Origin of the sequence: Solidesulfovibrio fructosivorans JJ] (genome assembly GCF_000179555.1) — a bacterium.
In the GTDB taxonomy this organism is placed as follows: Bacteria; Desulfobacterota; Desulfovibrionia; order Desulfovibrionales; family Desulfovibrionaceae; genus Solidesulfovibrio; species Solidesulfovibrio fructosivorans.
Window position 1 is genome coordinate 82,650 of sequence record NZ_AECZ01000009.1, and the last position, 19,284, is coordinate 101,933.

The window sequence follows — 19,284 nt, forward strand, 5'->3', positions numbered from 1 at the left end:
CCAAAAGACTTTCAATAATAGTCACTAGTTGGATGTGTCAGGCTCGACCAGTTATAAACTTTAGGAGGGGAGAGCGCGAGAGGGGAGAACCCTTTTTAAAGGGTTTCCCCTCTCGCACTGTCTTCCTTAATCCTCTCCTAGTTATCCCTTAAGCGCGTCGTAGACGTTGCCCACGATTTTTTCCGAGGGGGTCAGGGTCTTTTCGCCCGGGGTCCATTTGGCCGGGCAGGCTTCGGCCGGGTGTTCGCGCAGGTGCAGGTTGGCCTGGCATTTACGCAGCAGTTCGTCGGCGTTGCGGCCCACGTTGTAGAAGTTGACTTCCTTGGACACCAGCACCCCGTCGGGGTTGATGATGAAGGTGCCGCGAAGGGCCAGTCCCGATTCCGGGTCGTAGACGCCGAAGTAGCGCGAAACCTGGCCGGTGGGGTCGGCGGCCATCTTGAACTTGACGTTTTCCAGCAGCTTTTCGCTGTTGCGCCAGGCCAGGTGGGCGAATTCGGTGTCCGTGGACACGGAGAAGACTTCGAAGCCCATCTTGGCCAGTTCCTCGTGCTTGGTGGCGAGGTCGGCCAGCTCGGTCGGGCAGACGAAGGTGAAGTCGGCCGGGTAGAAGACCAGGATGGTCCATTTGCCGGCCTTCTGGATCGCCTCCATGGACATCTCGCCGAACCCGCCTTCGGTCGGGTCGTAGACCTTCATGGAAAAGTCGACCACTTCCTGGCCGACGCTGGCCTCGGGCACTTCGATGCAGCATTCCTCGTCGTATTCGTGATCGTGATCGTGCATTGGGTACGTCCTTTGTGTTTGGGGTTGCCGAAAACGGTCCGGTTCTCTTTACAGCTTATGGACCGGCCGGGGACAAAAGGCAATATATAACGGTTACGGGCGGGGCCGTCTCTGGACAAGGCCCGCCCGAGCCGCTAGTTTTTAAAAATACGCCACTCCAGGTCTATACCCCAGGGAGGAACCATGTCGCATCCGCTTCTGTCGCCAAGGCGTGTTTTGTTCGCGGCGATCCTGTGCGCCCTGGCCACGGTCGCCGCGCCGTCCTCCGCGTCGGCCCAGCAGGTCAATCCATACGGGAACTGCTGCGTGGCCCAGGTGACCATGGACAATGACTCCGCCAACGCCTGGACCGTCATCTGCGGTTCCTGCGCCACCAATCCCGGCCGCTACACCGTGACCCAGCCGGACCCGGCCAAGCTCGTTTTTCTCGGGCCTAACGGGGTTTCGGCCGGCAGTCCCTATGACGCGGCCGTGGCCATCTGCCGCTGTCCCTCCCAGGATGCCCGCCGGGCCTGGGAGAAAAAAATGCGGACGTTCGACGGCAACTAGCCCGGCGCTTTTTGGGGAAGAGACAGGCGCTGCGTCGATGGAAAAAAAGTGTTGCCGCATGTCGTGCCAAGGGGTTCGCGGTCGTTTCGTGGAGGCTTGGCCGGGGTGCTTCGGAAGCGGCCCGGCCGGGCGGGTGTCGTTCATGGGCACACCATGACCATTTTTTCAGAGAAAGGCAATAGGATTGATTCCTATTTTCATTTAAAAGTAATTTTCCCGTAACGGGCGCGGCGCGGCGCGTGGCGTCGCCGTCCCGATCGTCGGAGGAGTCATGCGTATTGTCGTGTCGCGTTTGGTGGTTGCCGCGCTTGTGGCCGCAAGCCTGGGGCTTGCCGGTTGTGCCGGGCGTCCGGTTCCGGCCGCGCCCGCCGATGCCCGGTCCGTGCGCACGGTGCGCGCGGCGCTGCTCAATGTGCTCACCTGCCCGAGCGTGAATTGCTCGGTGGTCGAAGACCTGCACGCCGGGGAAAAGGTGTCGTTGCTCTCTCCCGAAATCAACGGCTGGCACCAGGTCCGGGTGCTCAAGGACGGTCAGGAAGGGTATGTGCAGGCCCGGTTCCTCGGGCGGTAGGCGGGATGGGAGAAAAGAGAACGTTCCTTATGGAAAATAGGTAATTGTATTTCGCCTCCGGCATGCGCGAGCATGTTTCGGGGGGACGCTCGGGAATCCCCGCGGGTGCGTTCGCCCACATGTCGCCATCCAGTGGCGGGCTGGGCGGACTGTGCCGCCGGTGCTTCCCCGTGCGGTTTCCGGGGTCGGCCTCAATGACGCGCTTCCGTTTTGATGCGGCGGGGCGCGGTATGGAGTCTTGTCCGTGGTGTTGGCTGCATGCCGCGCGTTTGCCCGCCGTTGTTCCGCCCGCAACCTTCTTGTGTTTCAAAAAATACCACGTTCCCTTCCTTTTTGTCGTCTTCTTTCTCTTTTGCCGGCCGGGCAGGCCGTTGCCCTTGTCGCATGGCGTTATCTCGGATGTCGTTGTGTCCGAAATTTGACGCTATTTGTAAAAATGCGATTTTTGGCGCGTCGAAGGAGTGCGAAATTGCGCGCCAGAGCCCGAACCATCTTTGCAAGAACCCTCTTTTCCATTACGGTGCATTCGTGTTGTAACAATGAATAGTTCGTTTTCCACGAATGAATCTCCCGGGCCCTCCCGGCGGCTATCGGAGGTGTGTATGCGACTGTCCCTCACAGGTAAGATCATCGCCTTGCTTCTGTTTACCGTCCTCCTGCTCACGTCGACCATCGCCCTGACCGCGCACCATTACCTCTCCGCCGGGCTCAACCGCATCAGCCAGCAGCAAATCAACAGCCAGGCCGATGCCGTGAATTTCATGCTCAAGCAGGCCGGGCAGGAGGTCAAGGGCGCGACGTATATGCTGGCCACACGGCCGGACGTGGTGGCGGCCGTGGAGGCCGGGGACAAGGCGCGGCTGGTGGAGATCGCCAAAGAGGCCCAGCGGGAATTGCGCATCGAATTCGTGACCATCGCCAATGCCCAGGGCGTGGTGCTGGCCCGCAGCCATTCGCCGCGATCGGGCGATTCCATCAAAAAACAGATCAACGTGCAAAAAGCCCTGACCGGACAGGCCTCGCTTGGCCTGGAAGAAGGCACGGCCGTCAAGTTTTCGCTGCGTGCCGGGTGTCCCGTCAGGATGGACGGCAAGGTGATCGGCACCGTGACCACGGGCATCAACCTTTCCTCCAGCAACGCTTTCGTGGATGAGATCAAGAAGGTTCTCGGCACGGAATGCACCATCTTTTACGGCGACACCCGCGTGGCCACCACCATCGAGCGGAATGGCAAGCGGGCCATCGGCACCCGCATGGACAACCCCGAGGTCCTCGATACGGTCATCACCAAGGGCAACCGTTTCCTCAAGATCAACAAAATCCTCGGCCGGGCCTACAACACCGCCTACTGGCCCATGGTCGGAGCCGACGGCAAGATCACGGGCATGCTTTTCATCGGCAGCGAGCGCGAGGGCATCGCGGCCACGGAGCGCACCATCTTTTATTCCGTGCTGGCCGCGTCCAGCGTGGCGGCCCTGGTGGTGATGATTGTCGGCTTCTTCACCGCCAGGGGCATGACGTCGCCGCTGCGCCGGGTCATCGATCTGGCCCGCAAGGTGGCCAAGGGCGACTTGGAGGCCAAACCCCAGGGACGCTTTGCCGGCGAGATGGCCGAGCTGTCCGGGGCCATCGAAAAGATGGTGACCGGGCTTAAGGCCAAGATCGCCGAGGCCGAGATGATGAGCCAGGAAGCCGGCGAGGAGGCGGCCCTGGCCGAGACCGCCCGCAAGGAGGCCGAACAGGCCCAGGAACAGGCCGAGGTGGCCAAGCGGGAAGGCATGCTCGAGGCGGCCGAACAGCTCGGCCATGTGGTCGAGAGCATCATCGACGCCTCGGGCGAGCTGGAAAACCAGGTGGAGCACGTGCGCACCGGCGCCGACCACCAGCGCGACCGCCTGCGCGAGGTGGTGGAAGCCATCTCCCAGATGACGTCCACCGTGCTCGACGTGGCCAAGAACGCCTCCCGGGCCGCCCAGTCCGCCGACGACACCAAGTCCAGGGCTTCGGCCGGAAGCTCCGTGGTCGAAAACGCCGTGCGCTCCATCGACCGGGTCAACACCGTGTCCACGGACCTCAAGGCCGCCATGAGCGAACTGGGCGAACAGACCCAGGCCATCGGCCGCGTCATGTCCGTCATTTCGGACATCGCCGACCAGACCAACCTGCTGGCCTTAAACGCCGCCATCGAGGCGGCCCGGGCCGGCGAGGCCGGACGCGGCTTCGCCGTCGTTGCCGACGAGGTGCGCAAGCTCGCCGAAAAGACCATGACCGCCACCAAGGAAGTGGGGCAGGCCGTGGTCAGCATCCAGCAGTCCGTGGCCGGCAATATCGAAAATGTGGACAAGGCGGCCGTGGCCGTGTCCGAGGCCACGGAACTGGCCGAGAAGTCCGGCGGCGTGCTGCGCGAGATTCTCGATCTGGCCGAGACCAGCGCCCGGGAAGTGGCCGGCATCGCTGCCGCCGCCGAACAGCAGTCCGCCGCGGCCGAACAGATCAACAAGGCCATGAGCGAGGTCAGCGAGGTGGTGGAATCCACCAGCTCCGGCATGCATGAGTCCGCCCAGGCCGTGCATGCCCTGGCCGACCTGTCCGGTGATATGGACCAGATCATCGAGAAGCTGCGCCAGGCCTAGGCGCGCTGAGCGGAAAAAGCCGCCGGAGGAGGGGACTTTTTGGCGAAAGTCCCCTCTTCTTATTTACGGCATGACTTTCCTTTTGCCCGCGGCGACGCGGCGCTCTCGGAGAACGGTCCGCGCCTGGGCCTGACCTTTCGGCCCGAGCGCTCCCTGCTCTGTTATTTTCAATATCGGCAAAATGACTTGACCTTTGCGCGCCAGCGGGCGTACTTCCCCACAATCCAAGCAACTTGTCGACAGAGCCAGTGGTTATGCTCCCCAATATTTGCGTGAGGATAACCGGGAGTCGGTTTCGAGACGCATTCGGACGGGTTCGCATGTATCTTGATTCCGCTTATGGGACCACCGCGCAAAGCAACAGCGTGTCGTTTGCCGCCGCGCTCCTGAGAATCGCATATGACCTACGGAAGGCGTACTTCATTCCCTCATGGCCAGGATGAAAAGGATCAAAACTTTTGGAAGGCGACGGCCGAAGGCTATGACGCCTGGATCGCCAGTGACTTTCAGGACCAGTACGAGGTCAACTGGAGCATTCTTGCGAAACACGTGACCCCGAATAGCCGGCTTCTCGATGTCGGGTGCGGACCGGGGACCCTCAGCATCCGTCTTTCGCGGCGGTGCCGTGAGGTCTGGGGCGTGGACGTGACGCCGGAGATGATACGGGTCGCGGAAGAGAAGCTGGCCTGCGAGCCAGCGAACGTGTGTTTCCAGGAGGCCGACGCCTGTGATCTGCCCTTCGAAAACCACACCTTCGACACCGTGATAAGCGTCAATGCCCTCCAGACGATGGACCGGCCGGAGACGGCCATAAGCGAGATGCACCGCGTGCTCAGGCCCGGCGGGGAGCTCCTGCTCATCACCTATTGTTATGGCGAGGCGACGCTCGCGGAGCATAATGCCTTGTTGGACTGGGCGGTCCAGTATGATGGCCGGGCGATGTGGCACAGCTTCACGTTCGCCCAGCTTGACGCGCTGCTTGCGGCCAAAGGGTTCGAAGTGGCCGAGGCCGAGAGGATCTGGGATGGGCCGGTTGTCGCTTTTCTGCGCGGAAAAGCGATCAATGTCTGATTGAGGCCTTCCCCCCGTCTCCTTGAGGGGGAGGGGGAGGCGCTCGTCGTTTGGGATATCGCTGGTCCGGGGCGAGGCCTTACCGGCCCGGGCGGCCGAGGGTCCGGACCAGGGCGTCGTATTGGCGCAGCTGTTCGGCCAAGAAGCCTTGTTCCCCATGGAAGGCGAGGGCTTTTCGCGGGCAGGTCAGAAAGCAGTACAGGCAGCCCAGGCAGTCCGGATGCCCGCCCATCGCGGCCACATCCGCCGGATCGAGGCCGGACGGGCAGAAATCCCGGCACACCCCGCAATCGTCGCAGGCCGCCCGGTCGAGGGTGAGCCCGTCGCAGCGCATCTCCTCGCGGCAGAAAACGTCCTGCCGCAGTCCCGTCTTGAAAAGCAGTGCCCCGAACCAGTCCGTGCCGGCCAGGTAGCGGAAAAGGGCCGTGTTGCGCACGGCCAGGAAATACTTCTGCCGGGCCGGACTGTGGATGAAGCTCGCGATCCGGCCGGCGACCGGCGGGGCCAAAGGCCGCCCGGCCAGAAGCGGCAGGGAAAGCCCGTCGCAAAAGGCGTCCATCTCCGGCGTGACCAGGCCCCGCCGCCGGGCTTCGGCCAGGGGCCGCACCTTTTCCGGCGGAAAGCCGGCCATCCTGGCGCAGGCCAGGTCGATCAGATAAGGATTTTCCCCAAAAATCAGCGTGTCCAGGCGCAGCGGCGTGCCGCGCGTGGGGCCGAGCCCCTCCATGGCGATAAGCGCGTCCACGATGTGGAGGCCCGGGCGCACGGCGAGGTTCAGGTTGACGATGTTGGCGGCCAGGCTCTGGTGGGTTTTTTTCTTGTTTTCCTGGCCGACCAGGCAGCCCATGAGGTTTTTGAGGCACACGGACATGCCGGCCTCGAAATGGGTCTTGAGCTTGGGCAGGTTGATGACGAGCGCCGCATCCGCCACCGGCGCGGCGACCATGGCCGTGACCCCGTTTTCGAAGGCCACGGGCTTACCCGGGACGTGGTTGAGGTCCACCACAGGACAGCCGAACCGCGCCGCCGCCTTGTCCACCATAAGCCGCCCGATCACGCCGATCTTGTTGCGGTAAAAGCCGGAATTGGTCCCTTCGCCGACCGTGACGTCGCTGTAGCCGGCGTCGCGCAGATGCCCGAGCAGGGCGCAGAGCAGGCGCAAATCCGTGGTGTTGCCGGTCAGCGCGTTCATGTTGGCGTTGAGATTGGGCTTGACCAGGATGGGCGCGGCCGTATCAGCGGGGAAGACGTGGGCGTAGGCGGGCAACACGTCGGCCAGGGCCTTGGCCGTTTCGGCCAGGGAGGCGGCCCGGCGGATGTCCAGGCGAAATGCGGTCATGCGCGCTCCGGAGCGGGGGTTGGCGTTTCGGGGACGGCCAAAGGCCGTCCGGAAGCCATAACGGGTCCGGAGCGCGAGGGGAAGGGGCGTGTCGTGCCGGCGGGCGTCAGACGGCGGCCGCAGCCACGATGCGGGCCACCACCGCGTCCTCGGTCAGGTCCGAGGTGTCGATGACCAGGGCGTCCTTGGCGGCGACGAGCGGCGCTTCGGCCCGGTTTTGGTCCTGGGCGTCGCGGTGGCGGATAGCTTCCAGAATGGCCTCGTAGTCGGCCGGCTTGCCGAGGGATTCAAGCTGGAGCACGCGGCGTCCGGCCCGGACCTCGGGACTGGCGGTGAGGAAAAACTTGTGGCGCGCCTCGGGGAAGACCACCGTGCCCATGTCGCGGCCTTCGGCCAAGAGGTCCGTGGATGCGCCAAGCGCCTGCTGGGCCAGACGCAGCCGACGCCGGACCACGGGTAAAACGGCCAGGTTCGAGGCCCAGCCGCCGACCCGCTCGGTGCGGGCTGCGTCGGGCAGCGGCGCGCCGTCGACCAGGAGCAGGGTGTCCGCGCCGGAGCCTTCAAGGGCGAAGGTCATGGCGGCGAGCCGGGCGTCGATGGTCGCTTCGGGGAGCCGATGCCCGCCCTCGCCCAAGGCCAGAGCCAAGGCCCGGAACATGGCCCCGGTGTCCAGGTAGGCCACGCCGAGTTCCCCTGCCGCCCGGCGGGAGACGGTGGTCTTGCCCGCCCCGGCCGGGCCGTCGATGGTCACGATGCGGCGCGACTCAGCAGCCATGTTCGATGGCGTCCTTCATTGCGGCCAGAAACATGGCGTTTTCCTCGTCGTTGCCGATGCTCACGCGCAACAGCTCGGGCAGGCCATAGCTTTTCAGCGCCCGCACGATGATGCCGCGCTTCAAAAGCGCCTCGAAGAGCTCCAGGGCGGGGACCGGGGGCTTAAGCATCAGGAAGTTGGCCTGGGACGGATAGACATGGCAGCCAAGCCGCGTCAGCTCTTCGGCCATCAGCTTGCGGCCCCGGACGACGGTCTCGAGGCTCGCCTGCAAAAAGGCGGTGTCCTCGAGGGCGGCCATGCCGGCGGCCTCGGCCAGCAGGTTGACGCTGAAGGGGAGCCGCACCCGCAAAAGGTGATCGGCCAGCCAGTCCGGCATGATGCCGATGCCGAGCCGCAACCCGGCCAGGCCGAAGAGCTTGGAAAAGGTGTGCAGCACGACCACATTGTCGCACTGGGCGAACCGGGGCAGCATGGAATAGTCGGCCGCCGGCTCGGCGAATTCGGCATAGGCCTCGTCGACCACGAGCAGCGTCCTCGGCGGCAGGGACCGGGCGAAGGCCAGAACTTCCTCGGCCGGTATGGCGTGGCCCGAGGGATTGTCGGGATTGGTCAGGAAGACCATGGCCGTATCGTCGTCGCAGGCCGCGCGCAGCCCCGGCAGGTCGAAGCCGAAATCGGGCGTAAGCGGCACCTGGCGCAAGGTGACGCCGCAAAGCTTGGTCTGCTGCACGTAGATGGAAAAGCAGGGCGAAAAGGCCACCACATTGCTTTTGCCCGGTTCGCAGGTGACGCGCACGAGCAGGTCGATGATCTCGTCCGAGCCGTTGCCGGCCACCACACACTCCTTGGGCACGTGGTGATAGGCGGCCAGGGCCGCCACCAGGGCCGGGTTGCCGGCTCTGGGGTAGCGGAAGACCATATCGCCCTTTCTGGCCAGCACGCGCTTGACGAGCGGCGAGGCCCCGAGGGGATTTTCATTGCTGGCGAGCTTGACCACGCGGGTCAGCCCGTAACGCTCCCTGATCTCTTCCATGGACAGTCCGGGAGCGTACGGGGTGAATCCCCGCACCGCTTCGCGGACACGGTCGCTTGGCTGCATGACCGACGGCTCCGTATGCGATAGGCGGTAGAGTGGTTGCTTCTGTCGGGTCCGCGACGTCCGACCGGGCGGATTTCGCGGACAAACCGTTCAACTGGCGGCTTCCCGGAAGAAATACCGCTGTATTTCCTCCGGGACCGAGGCTAGGCGGCCGCGTGCGGTTTGATGGTGAGCACGGGGCAGGTGGCGGTCTTGACCACCTTTTCGGCCACCGAGCCGAAGATGATCCGGTCGATGCCGGTGCGGCCGTGGGTGCCCATGACGATCATGTCGGCCTGCTGGCTGTCGGCGGCCTTGAGGATTTCCTCGGCCGGGTAGCCGGTCAGGACCATGCCGCGCGCCGGCAGGTCCTTGAAGTTTTCGGTGGTGAAATCGTTCATGGTCGTTTCGGCCGAGGCGACCACGTCGCCGACGAAGGTGTCGAGCGCGGCCTGGGGCACGTTGAAGCCCACGTATTCGGCCAGGGACGGGGCCACGTAGACGCAGATGATCTCGGCCTTGGCGGCCCGGGCCAGCGTGGCCGCGTATTCGGCCACGAGCGGGGAGCCCTCGGAGAAATCCACGGCGCACAAAATTTTTTTCAGGGCTGGCATGGCAGCGCCTCCTTGGTTTGACCTGGCTTGTTTCCGCTTAAGTTCCGGCGAGATCGTCCGAAAAGCATGGGGCAAGCCCGGTCGGTCCAGGATGCCAAAGTGGATGGCAATAGACAAGGCGTTTCACCTGTCTTATGCAATGAAACGAAGATGCCTGCGAGAGAAGGACCACGGGGCAAATTTTGCCTGGTTACGAAAATATAATGCGTAATGATATTGGCATGTTCATGGAAAACTGGGAGCTGGCAGGCTCCTTGCATGCCGAAAGGAAACGTTAACGCGGGGGAAGGCCGATGAAAATCCAAAACGACCAATTGACCGCCCTGCAGCAGGCCGCGGCCAATAAGTCCGCTGAGAAGAAGGACGGGTCGGACGCCTTCGCGGCGCTTTTGGCCAAGGAAGTCGGCGAAGGCCAGTCGTCCCAGTCGGGGTTCGCGGCGCCTCCCCTGGCCGGCTATGCCGCCCTGGATGTGTCCGGATCGCAAGGCGCGGACGCTGCCGCGGCTTCGGGTCAACTCAGCGAAGAAGAGCAGGCGGTTATGAGAAACATGGACTCCCTGCTGGCCAAGTGGGAAGACTATGCCGACCAGCTGGCCTCGGGTTCCGGGGGGGATTCCCTCAAGCAGGCCTACGGGGTGCTGGAAAACATTGAAACCGGCGTCAAGCAGCTCAAGGACGACCTGCCAAGCGACGCCAACACGGGGCTCGGTTCCCTGGTCAACGAACTGGAAGTCATGACCGTAACCGAAAAGATCAAGTTCAACCGGGGCGACTACATCTAAGTCGCGCCGGCGCATGTTCCCCTGCAGGACGGAGCCGGCGTGCCGCCGCCGGCTCCGCTCCGCCTCGCGACCACGGCACTTCGTCGGATGGCCGCCGTACATCTCGCCGTAGACCTCGCTTCGATTCAATCCAGAGCAGCCGGAAATTCCCGCAGCGCTTCGTGGCGCGCGCCATGATCCGAAAGCACCGAACGCCAGAGCGTCATGGCGGCAACGGGCACGGACGGCCACTGCGCCTTTGCCAAAAGCGCCAGCATGGCCGGCCAGTCGCCGCCGCGTTCCGGTTCGCGCACCCGGGCCAGGGTCAGGTGGGCGGCGAAGGGTTTTCCCTCCGGCGCGATGCCGAGCGGGGCCAGGGCCGCGTCCACGGCGGCGGCGAGTTCCCGGCAGGCCGACGCGCCTTCCCGCAGTCCGGCCCAGATCACCCGGGGACGGTTCGGGCCCGGGAAAAAACCGCCGCCGGCGAAACCCAGGCGAAAAGGCGCGAACCGTATGCCGGCCAGCGCCTCGCCAACGGCCTCGATGCCGGCCGGTCCCGTAACGGGTGTTTCCCCGAGGAATTTGAGAGTGATATGGGCCTGTCCGGTCCGCACCCGGCTTATGCGGCCGCGGCACAGCGGCGCAAGCGCCGCCCCGAGCCGATTGGCCATATCCTGGCAGGATTGCGGCAGGGCAAGGCCCACGAACGCGCGGACATGATCCATGGCGGCCTCCCGGCCGGGCGTCACTTCTTGGGCGGTTGTTCCTGTTCCTTCTTGGGCGGGAACTCGGTGAAGTAGCGCTCCACGAACTCGTCGATGACCAGGGCCGGCTTTTCCTTTTCGATCAGCTGCTTGTCGAAGTAGCGGACAGCGCGTGAGGTCGAAGGGTAGGGCCACATGTAGATGGATTTGTCGAAGTGTTCGGCCAGGAAAGGGACCAGCTCGTGGGCGAAGGAATCCCGGAAGATCACGGCGTTGGGCCGGGAGGGATCATGGGTGTCCATGACCACGGTGGGCTGGAAGTAGGGCGGCGTGGGCCGGGTATCGGTCGTGTTCACGGCCTTGCGCTTGAAGCGCGGCGTGAAGGTCACCCGGCTTTCGGGGAAAAAGTCTCCTAGGGCCAGCATGCTGGCCAGGCCGCCCTGGAGGTCGGGGGTGATGGTGATATCGAAATCCCCGCGGATTTCCGGTTCGAACTGCGGGAACCACTGGCTTAAGCGCTTCATGATCGCCACGTACCCGGCAAAGGCCCCGAACGTCGTCCAGTGGGTGTCGGTGCGGTAGTAGGCCAGGGCCTGCCGTTTGACCTTGTCCATGACCGGGCGCAAGTCGAGGATGTTGACGCCGGCCCCGGCAAGGGCGTTCACGATCTGGTCGGTGCGGCTTATGGGGCTCACCTTGTTGTACTGCGGCGGCAGGAATTCCGGGTACACGGTGTGCTTGTTGGGGGCGACCACGATCAGGTAGTGGATGCCGCGCTTGGCCAGCCAGTCCTGGCGATCCTTGTAGACCTTGACCCAACGGGTCAGTTGGGCCGGCGTGAAGAGCTTCACCGACCGGTAGTCCTGGATGACGTTGAGCTCGTTGTTCTCCTGGGACAGGAACAGCCAGTCGCCCCGCCCTTTGATGACGTTCTGGTACTGGTTGGAGGAGCGCAACAGGAAGATGTCGAGGATGTTTTCCAGCCGGACCAGCATTTGGCGGAAGCCGAACGTCTTTTCCAGGTAGCCGCGCTGGAGCACGTTGAAGGATTTAAATATCGACCCAATGGAAAACTCCGGCAACGGGTTCGGATCGGTTTCCATCATGTAGACGTTCGGGGCCAGGTCGAAGATATGGTCCGCCACGGGCAGACAGATCATACACAAAAACAAGGCGACGCCGAGGGCGATGACGAACTTGTGGGCAGACGTAGGAGCCACGCTCATGCAAGACCTTAGAACTGGAAGTAAATGAAGGGATTATGCGTGCCGCTGGCCAGGGACATGGCGCACAGGATAAAGACCGCCGGCATCACGACGAGGCTGACCAGCGCCTCCACGCCGTCGTCCAGGGCCACGGGACCAAGTCTGCGCATGGCCAGCACGCGGGTGCGCAGGCCCTTGATCCAGGGAATGACCGGGGTCGCGCCGATAAGGGCCGCCGCCAGCACGATGGCCACCTTGGGGTTGAGGAAAAGGCCCACGTGCCATTCCACGCCCGATCCCTGGGCGAAGCCGGCCATGGCCTTGATGTAGCTGAGGGCCACCGGCAGCGATTCGGCCCGGAAAAAGACCCAGGCCACCATCACCACCAGCAGGGTGTAGGCATGGGCGATGAGCCGCGGTCCCTGGGTCACGCGCTTGGCCAGGGGAAAGCGCTCGATCACCGAGAACAGGCCGTGGAACATGCCCCAGATCACGAAGTTCCAACTGGCCCCGTGCCACAGGCCGCACAGGAAAAAGACCGTGACCAGGTTGAAATACATCCGGGACTGGCTGCAGCGGTTGCCGCCGAGCGGGATGTAGAGGTAGTCGCGAAACCAGGTGGACAGGGAGATGTGCCAGCGCCGCCAGAATTCCTGGATGGAGCGCGATATGTAGGGATAATTGAAGTTTTCCATGAACTTGAACCCGAACATGTGGCCGAGGCCGATGGCCATGTCCGAGTAGCCGGAAAAGTCGAAATAGATTTGCAGCGTGTAGCACAGGATGCCGAGCCAGGCCACGGGCGTGGTCAGGTGCTCGGAGGGAATGGCGAAAATCTTGTCCGCCGGCAGGCCCACCACGTTGGCGATGAGCACCTTCTTGCCGAGGCCGATGACGAACCGGTTGATGCCTTGGGAAAAGCGCTCCAGGCCCACGGTGCGGTGGGTGATCTGCGAGGCGATGTCCTTGTAGCGGATGATGGGGCCGGCCACGAGTTGGGGAAAAAGCGAAATATACAGGGCCGTGTTGGGCAGCGACATCTGTGGCGGCGTCTGCCGACGGTAGATGTCCATGAGATAGGAAATGCAGTGGAAGGTGAAAAACGAAATGCCGATGGGCAAATGCACGGCTCCGACCGTCATGGTCGGCAGCCCGAATTCGCTTAACACCGTGTTGCAGTTGGCCACGAGAAAATTCGTATACTTGAAGATGATGAGCAACAGCAGGTTGAAGGTGATGGCCACGGCCATCTGGCGTTTGGCGTTGCTGCGCTCATGGGCTTTGTAGATCCATATGCCGAACAAATAGTTGGCCAGGATCGAAACCAGCATGATGACGACGTATTCGCCTTCACCCCAGGTATAGAAAAAAAGGCTCGCCGCCAGCAGGATCCAGTTGCGCAGCCGTCCGAAAGTCACACACGAAAAATACAACGCCAGCACGACCGGCAAAAAATAAAAAGAAATGAAGCGGAGCTGAATACCATGGTGGGTGTAGGGGTAGGGGGTTACGGCGCGGCCGCCAAATCGCGGCCTCGGCGCGGAGGGCGAAAACCGCGTCACGCCCGCGCGTCCTCACGCGGGTGATCGCTCTTACCCAAGCAGGCGAGGTTTGACAACTCCCGGACCTCGCACCCCTTGCATTGGGCCGTAAGTCCGCTACAACAAACCATGGAAACGGAAATTTTCCGCCTCGAAGTCGCCCGCCGGTTGCTGGCCGGCCTCGATCCGGCCTGTGTCTGGCGTCCGGTCTACGGCCCCGACGGGACCCTCCTCGCCCCTGGGCACGGTCCCGGCCCGGACGAACTCGAAAGCTACATCGGCAACCTCGACGTGGTCGGCAAGTCCGTCGTCGATCTCGGCTGCAACCTGGGCTACTTCGCCTTCCGGGCGGCCTGGCGCGGCGCGACCCGGGTGCTCGGCTGCGACGTCGACCCCGATGTCATCCGCACCGCCAGGGAGCTGGCCCGCCTGCACGGCCTGGACAACGTGGATTTTTCCGCCTGCGATTTTTTGTGCGGACCGCCCGCCGCGCCGCCCTGCGAAATGGCCATGCTCATCGATTTCATCGGGCGCGGCGTCATCTCCAAAGGCCGGCTCGAAAGTGTGGCCAAAGCCGCCGCCGCCTGGGCCTCGAAGGAACTTTTTTTCACCCTGCGCCCCGCCTACCGCCTCGACGACCTGCCCGCATCCCCGGCTGAACTCGAACGCCTCTACCCCGGCCATGTGCGTGGCGGCCACTTTCATTTGGCCGATGCCCTGGCCGAGCGCCTCGGGCCCGACTGGTCGCCGCGACGTCTCACCGGCAGCGGCCGGGTCAAGGCGGCGCTGCTTTTTACGCGCGTCGGATAAGGCGGAACAGGGGCAGCGCCCCTGCCGGGGTCTGGGGCGGAGCCCCACCCCTCCCGCCTCTCTACCGGCGAAAAAGCCCTTTCAGCCCGTGCGGTTCGCAGCGCAGGTACTGGTCCGGCGCGTCGACCTTGTCGCCCAGGGCGGCGGCGGCGTGCCAGGGCCAGCGCGGATCGTAAAGCATGCCCCGTGCCAGGGCGACCATATCGGCCTGGCCGGTGACGACGATGGTTTCGGCCAGGGCCGGGTCGGTGATGAGCCCCACGGCGATGGTGGGCAGTCCGGTTTCGCGGCGGATGCGTTCGGCGAAGGGGGCCTGGTAGCCGGGGGCGAGGGGAATTTGTTGTTTGGGGGACAGGCCGCCCGAGGAAACGTGGATGTAGTCGCAGCCGAGTTTTTTGATTTCGCGGGCAAAGGCGACGCTGTCCTCGATGTCCCAGCCGCCAGGGACCCAGTCCGTGGCCGAGATGCGGATGCCGAGGATACGGTTTCGGGGCAGCGCCTTGCGCACGGCTTTGACGATGCGCAGCGGGAAGCACATGCGGTTTTCGAGGCTGCCGCCGCAGTCGTCGTCGCGGGTGTTGGAAAGCGGCGAGAGGAACTGGTGCAGCAGGTAGCCGTGGGCGCAGTGGATTTCCACGCCGGCCAGATCCAGGGCGTCGGCGCGCTTGGCGGCGTCGACGAAGGCTTGCTCGATGCGGTCGAGTCCGGCGGCGTCAAGGGCGTGGGGCGGGATTTCTTCCGGTTCGTAAGGGATGGCCGAGGGGGCTTCGGGCGCCCAGCCGCCATGGTCCGGGGGGATTTGCGCGCCGCCTTCCCAGGGGTTGGCCGTGGAGGCCTTGCGGCCGGCGTGGGCAAGCTGCACCAGGATGGGGATGGACGCGCAGGCCCGCACGGCGGTCAGCGTGCGGCGCAGGGAGTCTTCGTGGGCTTTGGACCACAGGCCCAGGTCCTGGGCCGAGATGCGGCCCTGGGGTTCCACGGCCGTGGCTTCGATGATGAGCGCGCCGGCCCCGGATATGGCCAAATGGCCGAGGTGCATGGCGTGCCAGTAGGTGGGGTGGCCGTTTTCGGCCGAGTATTGGCACATGGGCGCGATGATGATGCGGTTTTTAAGCGTTCGCGGCCCGATTTTGACGGGAGAGAAAAGAACACTCATGGGTAGGCCTCCGGATGTTTGCCTTTTTGTAGCGCCGGCGGCGGCGGGCAACAAGGGGAGGACGCGTTTTTTGCGGGGCTACAAAATAAGCAGGGCGGAGAGCAGCGCCAGGCCCAGGGCCGCGCCGCACAGGGCGGGCGTATTGGGAACGAGGCCGCGCCGGATGTCCCGCGAGGGATAGAGGGCCAGGGCGTCGCCGACCAGCCAGGCCGCGGCCAGGGCCGGAAGATGGGGAAAGAGGTTTCCCGCCACGCCCTGGTAGGCGAGCAGCAGCCCCAGGAACGCGCCGGCTTCGGCCATACCGATGGCGAGGTCCCGGGACTGGTCTTCGCGCAATCCCGGCAACGTGACGCGTCCGGCCAGGGCGGCGACGGCCGCGATGCAAACGGCCAGGTAGGTGAGCGCCGTGGCCACCGCCCGCGCGCCGCCGCCGAGGACCGTGCCGATGGCCGCCGGAACGGCGGGGACGGCCGACACCGGGCATTGCCATTGCCAGGCGGCCAGGCGCGTTTCGAGAAGCCCCGATACGGGCAGCAGCAGCACGAAGCCGAGGGCCATGACCGACAGCCATGTTTCGGGTCCCCGGCCGCCCGGCGATCCGGCGGCGCAGAGGATGCCGGCCACGCAGCAGGCAAGCCCCATGTCCAGGCTGGCGTTGAGCGGCGTGAGCTTGGGGATGGCGACGAACTGGACGAAAAGCGCGCCCAGGGCGGCCGCGCCGGCCAGGGCGGCGGGCAGGCGGGCGGCATTTTTTCCTTCCTGGCGGCAGCCGACCGTGCCGGTCAGCATCCAGACGAGCCCAAGGCACAGCCCCGAGGGCACGAACGCGCCGATGGCGGCGCCGCTTACGGCCAGGGGCGAGAGGGCGGTCGCGCCGCCGACGATGGCGCCCGGCCGGGCCAGGCGCGGCAACAGCAGGGAAAGGGGCAGGATGATGGCGAGAAACCCCAGCGCCGGCCCGAGGCTGTCCGCCGGGTCGCGGTCGGGCCAGAGCCGGCCGGGCAGGGCCGCGCCCACGGCGATGGCCAGGGGGAGCAGGGCCATGGCCGCCCCCATGGCGGCTTCGTTGCCGCAGTAGGCGAGCAGCAGTTCGCGCAGAAGCAGGCAGGTCGCGCCGGCCCCGGCGAATCCCAGGGCCAGGGCGGCGGGCAGGGGCCGTCCGGTGTGAGGCGTTTGGGTCGTCATAAAAAGAGCTTGCAGAAGCGGGCAAAGAGGGTTGTCGCTTCGTCCGGCGTCCCGGGCGCCCTGGCGGAGCGGTTGGCGGCGGCGCGGGCGGTGAAAATCTCCCGCACACGGTCGATGATCTCGGGATGGCGGGACAGGACCATGCGGAATCCCTCCCGGTCCACCTCCAGGCCGCGCGTGGCCTCGACGGCGCGCACGTCGGCCTGGCGCGGCTCGCCGGTCAGAAGCGCCATTTCGCCGAAAATCTGGCCCGCCGCCAGCCGGGCCACTTCCTTGCCGTCAATGACCACGGCCACAAGCCCGGACAGGATGAAGCACATGGTCGTGCCCTGTTCGCCCCTGGCCACGATGGTCTGTCCCGGGACGAACTGGCGGATCACGGACACCCTGGCCAGCATCTCCATTTCGGCGTCGGTCAGTCCGGCGAGCAGCTCCACCTCGCTTAGGGCGGCCAGACCCTCGGGGCGGCCGCGATCCGGGGCCGGAGCGTCCATGATGACGCGCCGCGCCGGGGCCGGAATCTCGATGCCGCGTTCCAGGAACTCGTACCAGACGGTCGAGAGCACGGCATCGGCGGCGGCGAGGCGTCCGTTGAAGGCGCGGATGTAGTAAATGGCGGAGTAGACCAGCCGGTCCGATTCGATGCTGTACAGCCGGGCCACGGGCGACGGGTTTGCCACCACGCCCTCGGCCCGGGACAGGGCCGTCTGGATGGCCGACTTGACCTTGACCGGCGGCGCGTCGAGGGGGGCCGGCACGTGGAGGATCTGGCGCAGGTATTTTTCGGGCCGGCTGTAGTTGACGAGCCGGTCCTTGGCCACGGCGTTGTTGGGCAAAAGCACCTCGTTGGCCTCGAGGGTCACCACCTTGGTGTAGCGCCAGGTGACTTCCGTGACCCGACCCTCGATGTCGCCGGCCTTGATCCAGTCGCCCTCGACGAAGGGCTTTTCCATCTGCAGGAGCAGGCCGGAGAAAAGGCTGCCGATGGTGTCCTGCATGGACAGGCCGACGACGGCGGTGAGGATGGCCGAGGAAGTGAGCAGGGAGCCGAGCTGGATGTCGAGCAGTTGCCGCAGGCCCCAGCCGACGAGCACGGCCAGGATGCAGAATTTGAGCAGGTCCTGAAGGATGTGGCGTCCGGGCCGGCCGGAGCCGCGCGCGGGCGCGAGCTGCGCGTAGACGAAGTCCACCCCGTTGCAACCGGCCAGCCAGAGCATGGCCAGTGCGGCCAGGGTCATGGCTGTTTCGCCGGAGTCGGCGGCGTTGGGCGGCAGCAGCCAGGACAGGCCCCATAAAAGCGCCAGGCCGCAGAGCCACTTGACGAGGCCCCCCAGAGGGCGGCTAATGACGCCCCGGCGCCACAGCCACCGCAGCAGGGCCGTTACGAGCAGAAAAACGGCGACGGCCGCGCCCAGCCGCCAGCCGACGCCGATGGTCACGCGGCCAAGTTCGGGCAATGATGCGGGCAGGGAAACGGCGGACGCGGGCAAGCGGACGGCTCCTTTTTGGCGTTGGCATGTCCCTACGTGTCCCGTGCTCCGGCGTCAACGCGGCGCGCAAACGACAAAGGAAGCGTATACGGTGTCGAGAAAAAAGAAGCGTGAACGCCCCGATCCGGCCAGCCTCGGCCTACCGGCCGGCGGGGTGGAGAGCCATGCCCACCTGGACGTGGAGGAGTTCGCCCCGGAGGAGATCGGGCCTGTGCTCGACCGGGCGGCGGCGGCCGGGGTGTCGGCCGTGGGCAACGTGTTTTTGGGGCCGGCCGCCTATCTGGCCCATCGGGACTTCTTCAAGGACCGGCCGGAAGTCTTTTACATCCTGGGCGTGCATCCCTGCGACGCGGACAAGATGGCCGCCGGAGACATGGCGGCCATGGAAGCGGCCTTTCGCGACGAGGCGCGGCTTCGGGCCGTGGGCGAGATCGGGCTCGATTATTACTGGGACGTGTCCACCTCCGCGACGCAGCAGCGCGTGTTCCGGGAGCAGCTGGAACTGGCCAGGAGCCTCGACGTGCCGGTGGTCATCCACAGCCGCGAGGCCGAAAGGGACACCCTGGCCATTCTCGACGACATGGGGTTCAAGGACCGGCCGCTGGTGTGGCACTGCTTCGGCGGCGGAACCTGGCTGGCCGGTGAGGTCTTTTCCCGGGGCTGGCTGGCCTCGATCCCGGGGCCGGTGACCTACGCCAAGAACACCGATCTGGCCGAAGCGGTGGCGGCCATGGATTTGTCCCGCATCCTCCTGGAAACCGATACGCCCTACCTCGCGCCCGAACCCTGGCGCGGCAAGCGCAACGAGCCGGCGCTGATCGCCTTCACCGCCCAGCGCGTGGCCGCGCTCATGGAACGCGACCCGGCCGAGGTCTGGCTCACGACCGGCGACAACGCACGAAGGTTTTTCGGGGTATAGGAAGGGGAAGGAGATGCGAGAGGGGGACCCTTTTTGAAAAAAGGGGCCCCCTCTCGCGCTCTCCCCTCCCAAAAACTTCTTACGGTGACAGGCTGTT

At 65.0% G+C, this 19,284-nt stretch carries 19 protein-coding genes; 7 read left to right on the top strand and 12 right to left on the bottom strand.

All coding sequences use genetic code 11. From position 1 onward, the window contains the following. Positions 1 to 141 precede the first annotated feature (141 nt). On the bottom strand, positions 142 to 786 hold the full coding sequence (locus DESFRDRAFT_RS08285) for a peroxiredoxin (protein WP_005992938.1): 645 nt from the start codon (positions 784 to 786) through the stop codon (positions 142 to 144). Between the two features lie 183 nt (positions 787 to 969). Between DESFRDRAFT_RS08285 and DESFRDRAFT_RS08290 the strand changes: the two genes are divergently transcribed. Together DESFRDRAFT_RS08290 and DESFRDRAFT_RS08295 are read left to right on the top strand one after the other, a co-directional pair. Then, positions 970 to 1,335, top strand: coding sequence for a hypothetical protein (locus DESFRDRAFT_RS08290; RefSeq protein WP_005992940.1), 366 nt, complete (start codon positions 970 to 972; stop codon positions 1,333 to 1,335). Between the two features lie 271 nt (positions 1,336 to 1,606). Further along, positions 1,607 to 1,906 carry an SH3 domain-containing protein gene (locus DESFRDRAFT_RS08295; protein WP_005992942.1) on the top strand — a complete coding sequence of 100 codons (300 nt, stop codon included), beginning with the start codon at positions 1,607 to 1,609 and terminating at the stop codon, positions 1,904 to 1,906. Positions 1,907 to 2,097: 191 nt separating this feature from the next. Here DESFRDRAFT_RS08295 and DESFRDRAFT_RS22100 read toward each other — a convergent pair whose 3' ends face one another. Further along, a complete protein-coding gene (locus DESFRDRAFT_RS22100) occupies positions 2,098 to 2,406 on the bottom strand; it encodes a hypothetical protein (RefSeq protein ID WP_144004979.1) in 309 nt (102 codons plus the stop codon). Between the two features lie 102 nt (positions 2,407 to 2,508). On the opposite strand from DESFRDRAFT_RS22100, the gene DESFRDRAFT_RS08300 reads away from it, so the two are divergent. Next, positions 2,509 to 4,539: a methyl-accepting chemotaxis protein gene (locus DESFRDRAFT_RS08300; protein ID WP_005992944.1), complete on the top strand. Its 2,031-nt coding sequence runs from the start codon at positions 2,509 to 2,511 to the stop codon at positions 4,537 to 4,539. 399 nt (positions 4,540 to 4,938) lie between these two features. Next, positions 4,939 to 5,610, top strand: a complete 672-nt coding sequence (locus DESFRDRAFT_RS08305) for a class I SAM-dependent methyltransferase (protein ID WP_005992946.1) — start codon at positions 4,939 to 4,941, stop codon at positions 5,608 to 5,610. 79 nt (positions 5,611 to 5,689) lie between these two features. Here the strand turns inward: DESFRDRAFT_RS08305 and DESFRDRAFT_RS08310 are convergent, their stop codons facing one another. The 4 genes from DESFRDRAFT_RS08310 to DESFRDRAFT_RS08325 all read right to left on the bottom strand — a co-directional run bounded on the left by DESFRDRAFT_RS08310 (position 5,690) and on the right by DESFRDRAFT_RS08325 (position 9,416). Further along, complete coding sequence (locus DESFRDRAFT_RS08310) at positions 5,690 to 6,949, bottom strand: DUF362 domain-containing protein (RefSeq protein ID WP_005992948.1); 1,260 nt, start codon at positions 6,947 to 6,949, stop codon at positions 5,690 to 5,692. A gap of 106 nt (positions 6,950 to 7,055) precedes the next feature. After that, positions 7,056 to 7,724, bottom strand: a complete 669-nt coding sequence (gene cmk / locus DESFRDRAFT_RS08315; protein ID WP_005992951.1) for a (d)CMP kinase — start codon at positions 7,722 to 7,724, stop codon at positions 7,056 to 7,058. Then, positions 7,714 to 8,823, bottom strand: a complete 1,110-nt coding sequence (hisC, locus tag DESFRDRAFT_RS08320) for a histidinol-phosphate transaminase (RefSeq protein ID WP_005992954.1) — start codon at positions 8,821 to 8,823, stop codon at positions 7,714 to 7,716. The genes cmk and hisC overlap by 11 nt, the downstream gene beginning before the upstream one ends. Before the next feature lie 143 nt (positions 8,824 to 8,966). After that, entirely contained in the window at positions 8,967 to 9,416 is a 450-nt protein-coding gene (locus DESFRDRAFT_RS08325; RefSeq protein WP_005992957.1) for a universal stress protein, read from the bottom strand. A 293-nt stretch (positions 9,417 to 9,709) separates the two neighbouring features. On the opposite strand from DESFRDRAFT_RS08325, the gene DESFRDRAFT_RS08330 reads away from it, so the two are divergent. Beyond that, the gene (locus tag DESFRDRAFT_RS08330) at positions 9,710 to 10,198 is read left to right on the top strand and encodes a hypothetical protein (protein ID WP_005992960.1); all 489 of its coding nucleotides are present in this window, start codon (positions 9,710 to 9,712) and stop codon (positions 10,196 to 10,198) included. A 125-nt stretch (positions 10,199 to 10,323) separates the two neighbouring features. Here the strand turns inward: DESFRDRAFT_RS08330 and thpR are convergent, their stop codons facing one another. The 3 genes from thpR to DESFRDRAFT_RS08345 are packed head-to-tail and all read right to left on the bottom strand — an operon-like array spanning position 10,324 to position 13,504. Further along, complete coding sequence (gene thpR, locus DESFRDRAFT_RS08335) at positions 10,324 to 10,902, bottom strand: RNA 2',3'-cyclic phosphodiesterase (RefSeq protein WP_005992962.1); 579 nt, start codon at positions 10,900 to 10,902, stop codon at positions 10,324 to 10,326. 20 nt (positions 10,903 to 10,922) lie between these two features. Further along, entirely contained in the window at positions 10,923 to 12,107 is a 1,185-nt protein-coding gene (locus DESFRDRAFT_RS08340; RefSeq protein ID WP_005992964.1) for an alginate O-acetyltransferase AlgX-related protein, read from the bottom strand. Positions 12,108 to 12,115: 8 nt separating this feature from the next. Then, positions 12,116 to 13,504 carry an MBOAT family O-acyltransferase gene (locus DESFRDRAFT_RS08345; protein WP_233489588.1) on the bottom strand — a complete coding sequence of 463 codons (1,389 nt, stop codon included), beginning with the start codon at positions 13,502 to 13,504 and terminating at the stop codon, positions 12,116 to 12,118. A gap of 252 nt (positions 13,505 to 13,756) precedes the next feature. Here DESFRDRAFT_RS08345 and DESFRDRAFT_RS08350 point away from each other — a divergent pair, with 252 nt between their 5' ends. Then, on the top strand, positions 13,757 to 14,437 hold the full coding sequence (locus tag DESFRDRAFT_RS08350; protein ID WP_005992967.1) for a methyltransferase domain-containing protein: 681 nt from the start codon (positions 13,757 to 13,759) through the stop codon (positions 14,435 to 14,437). 61 nt (positions 14,438 to 14,498) lie between these two features. On the opposite strand, the gene DESFRDRAFT_RS08355 is transcribed toward DESFRDRAFT_RS08350, so the two are convergent. The 3 genes from DESFRDRAFT_RS08355 to DESFRDRAFT_RS08365 form a co-directional block, all read right to left on the bottom strand. Next, positions 14,499 to 15,593 (bottom strand): NADH:flavin oxidoreductase/NADH oxidase, encoded by a 1,095-nt coding sequence (locus DESFRDRAFT_RS08355; protein WP_005992969.1) that lies wholly within the window; start codon positions 15,591 to 15,593, stop codon positions 14,499 to 14,501. A gap of 78 nt (positions 15,594 to 15,671) precedes the next feature. Then, positions 15,672 to 16,778, bottom strand: a complete 1,107-nt coding sequence (locus DESFRDRAFT_RS08360) for a hypothetical protein (RefSeq protein WP_005992971.1) — start codon at positions 16,776 to 16,778, stop codon at positions 15,672 to 15,674. Next, positions 16,775 to 18,268, bottom strand: coding sequence for a mechanosensitive ion channel family protein (locus DESFRDRAFT_RS08365; protein WP_005992972.1), 1,494 nt, complete (start codon positions 18,266 to 18,268; stop codon positions 16,775 to 16,777). The genes DESFRDRAFT_RS08360 and DESFRDRAFT_RS08365 overlap by 4 nt, the downstream gene beginning before the upstream one ends. 91 nt (positions 18,269 to 18,359) lie before the next feature. Between DESFRDRAFT_RS08365 and DESFRDRAFT_RS08370 the strand changes: the two genes are divergently transcribed. Beyond that, positions 18,360 to 19,187 (top strand): TatD family hydrolase, encoded by an 828-nt coding sequence (locus DESFRDRAFT_RS08370; protein WP_005992974.1) that lies wholly within the window; start codon positions 18,360 to 18,362, stop codon positions 19,185 to 19,187. Positions 19,188 to 19,284 lie beyond the last annotated feature (97 nt).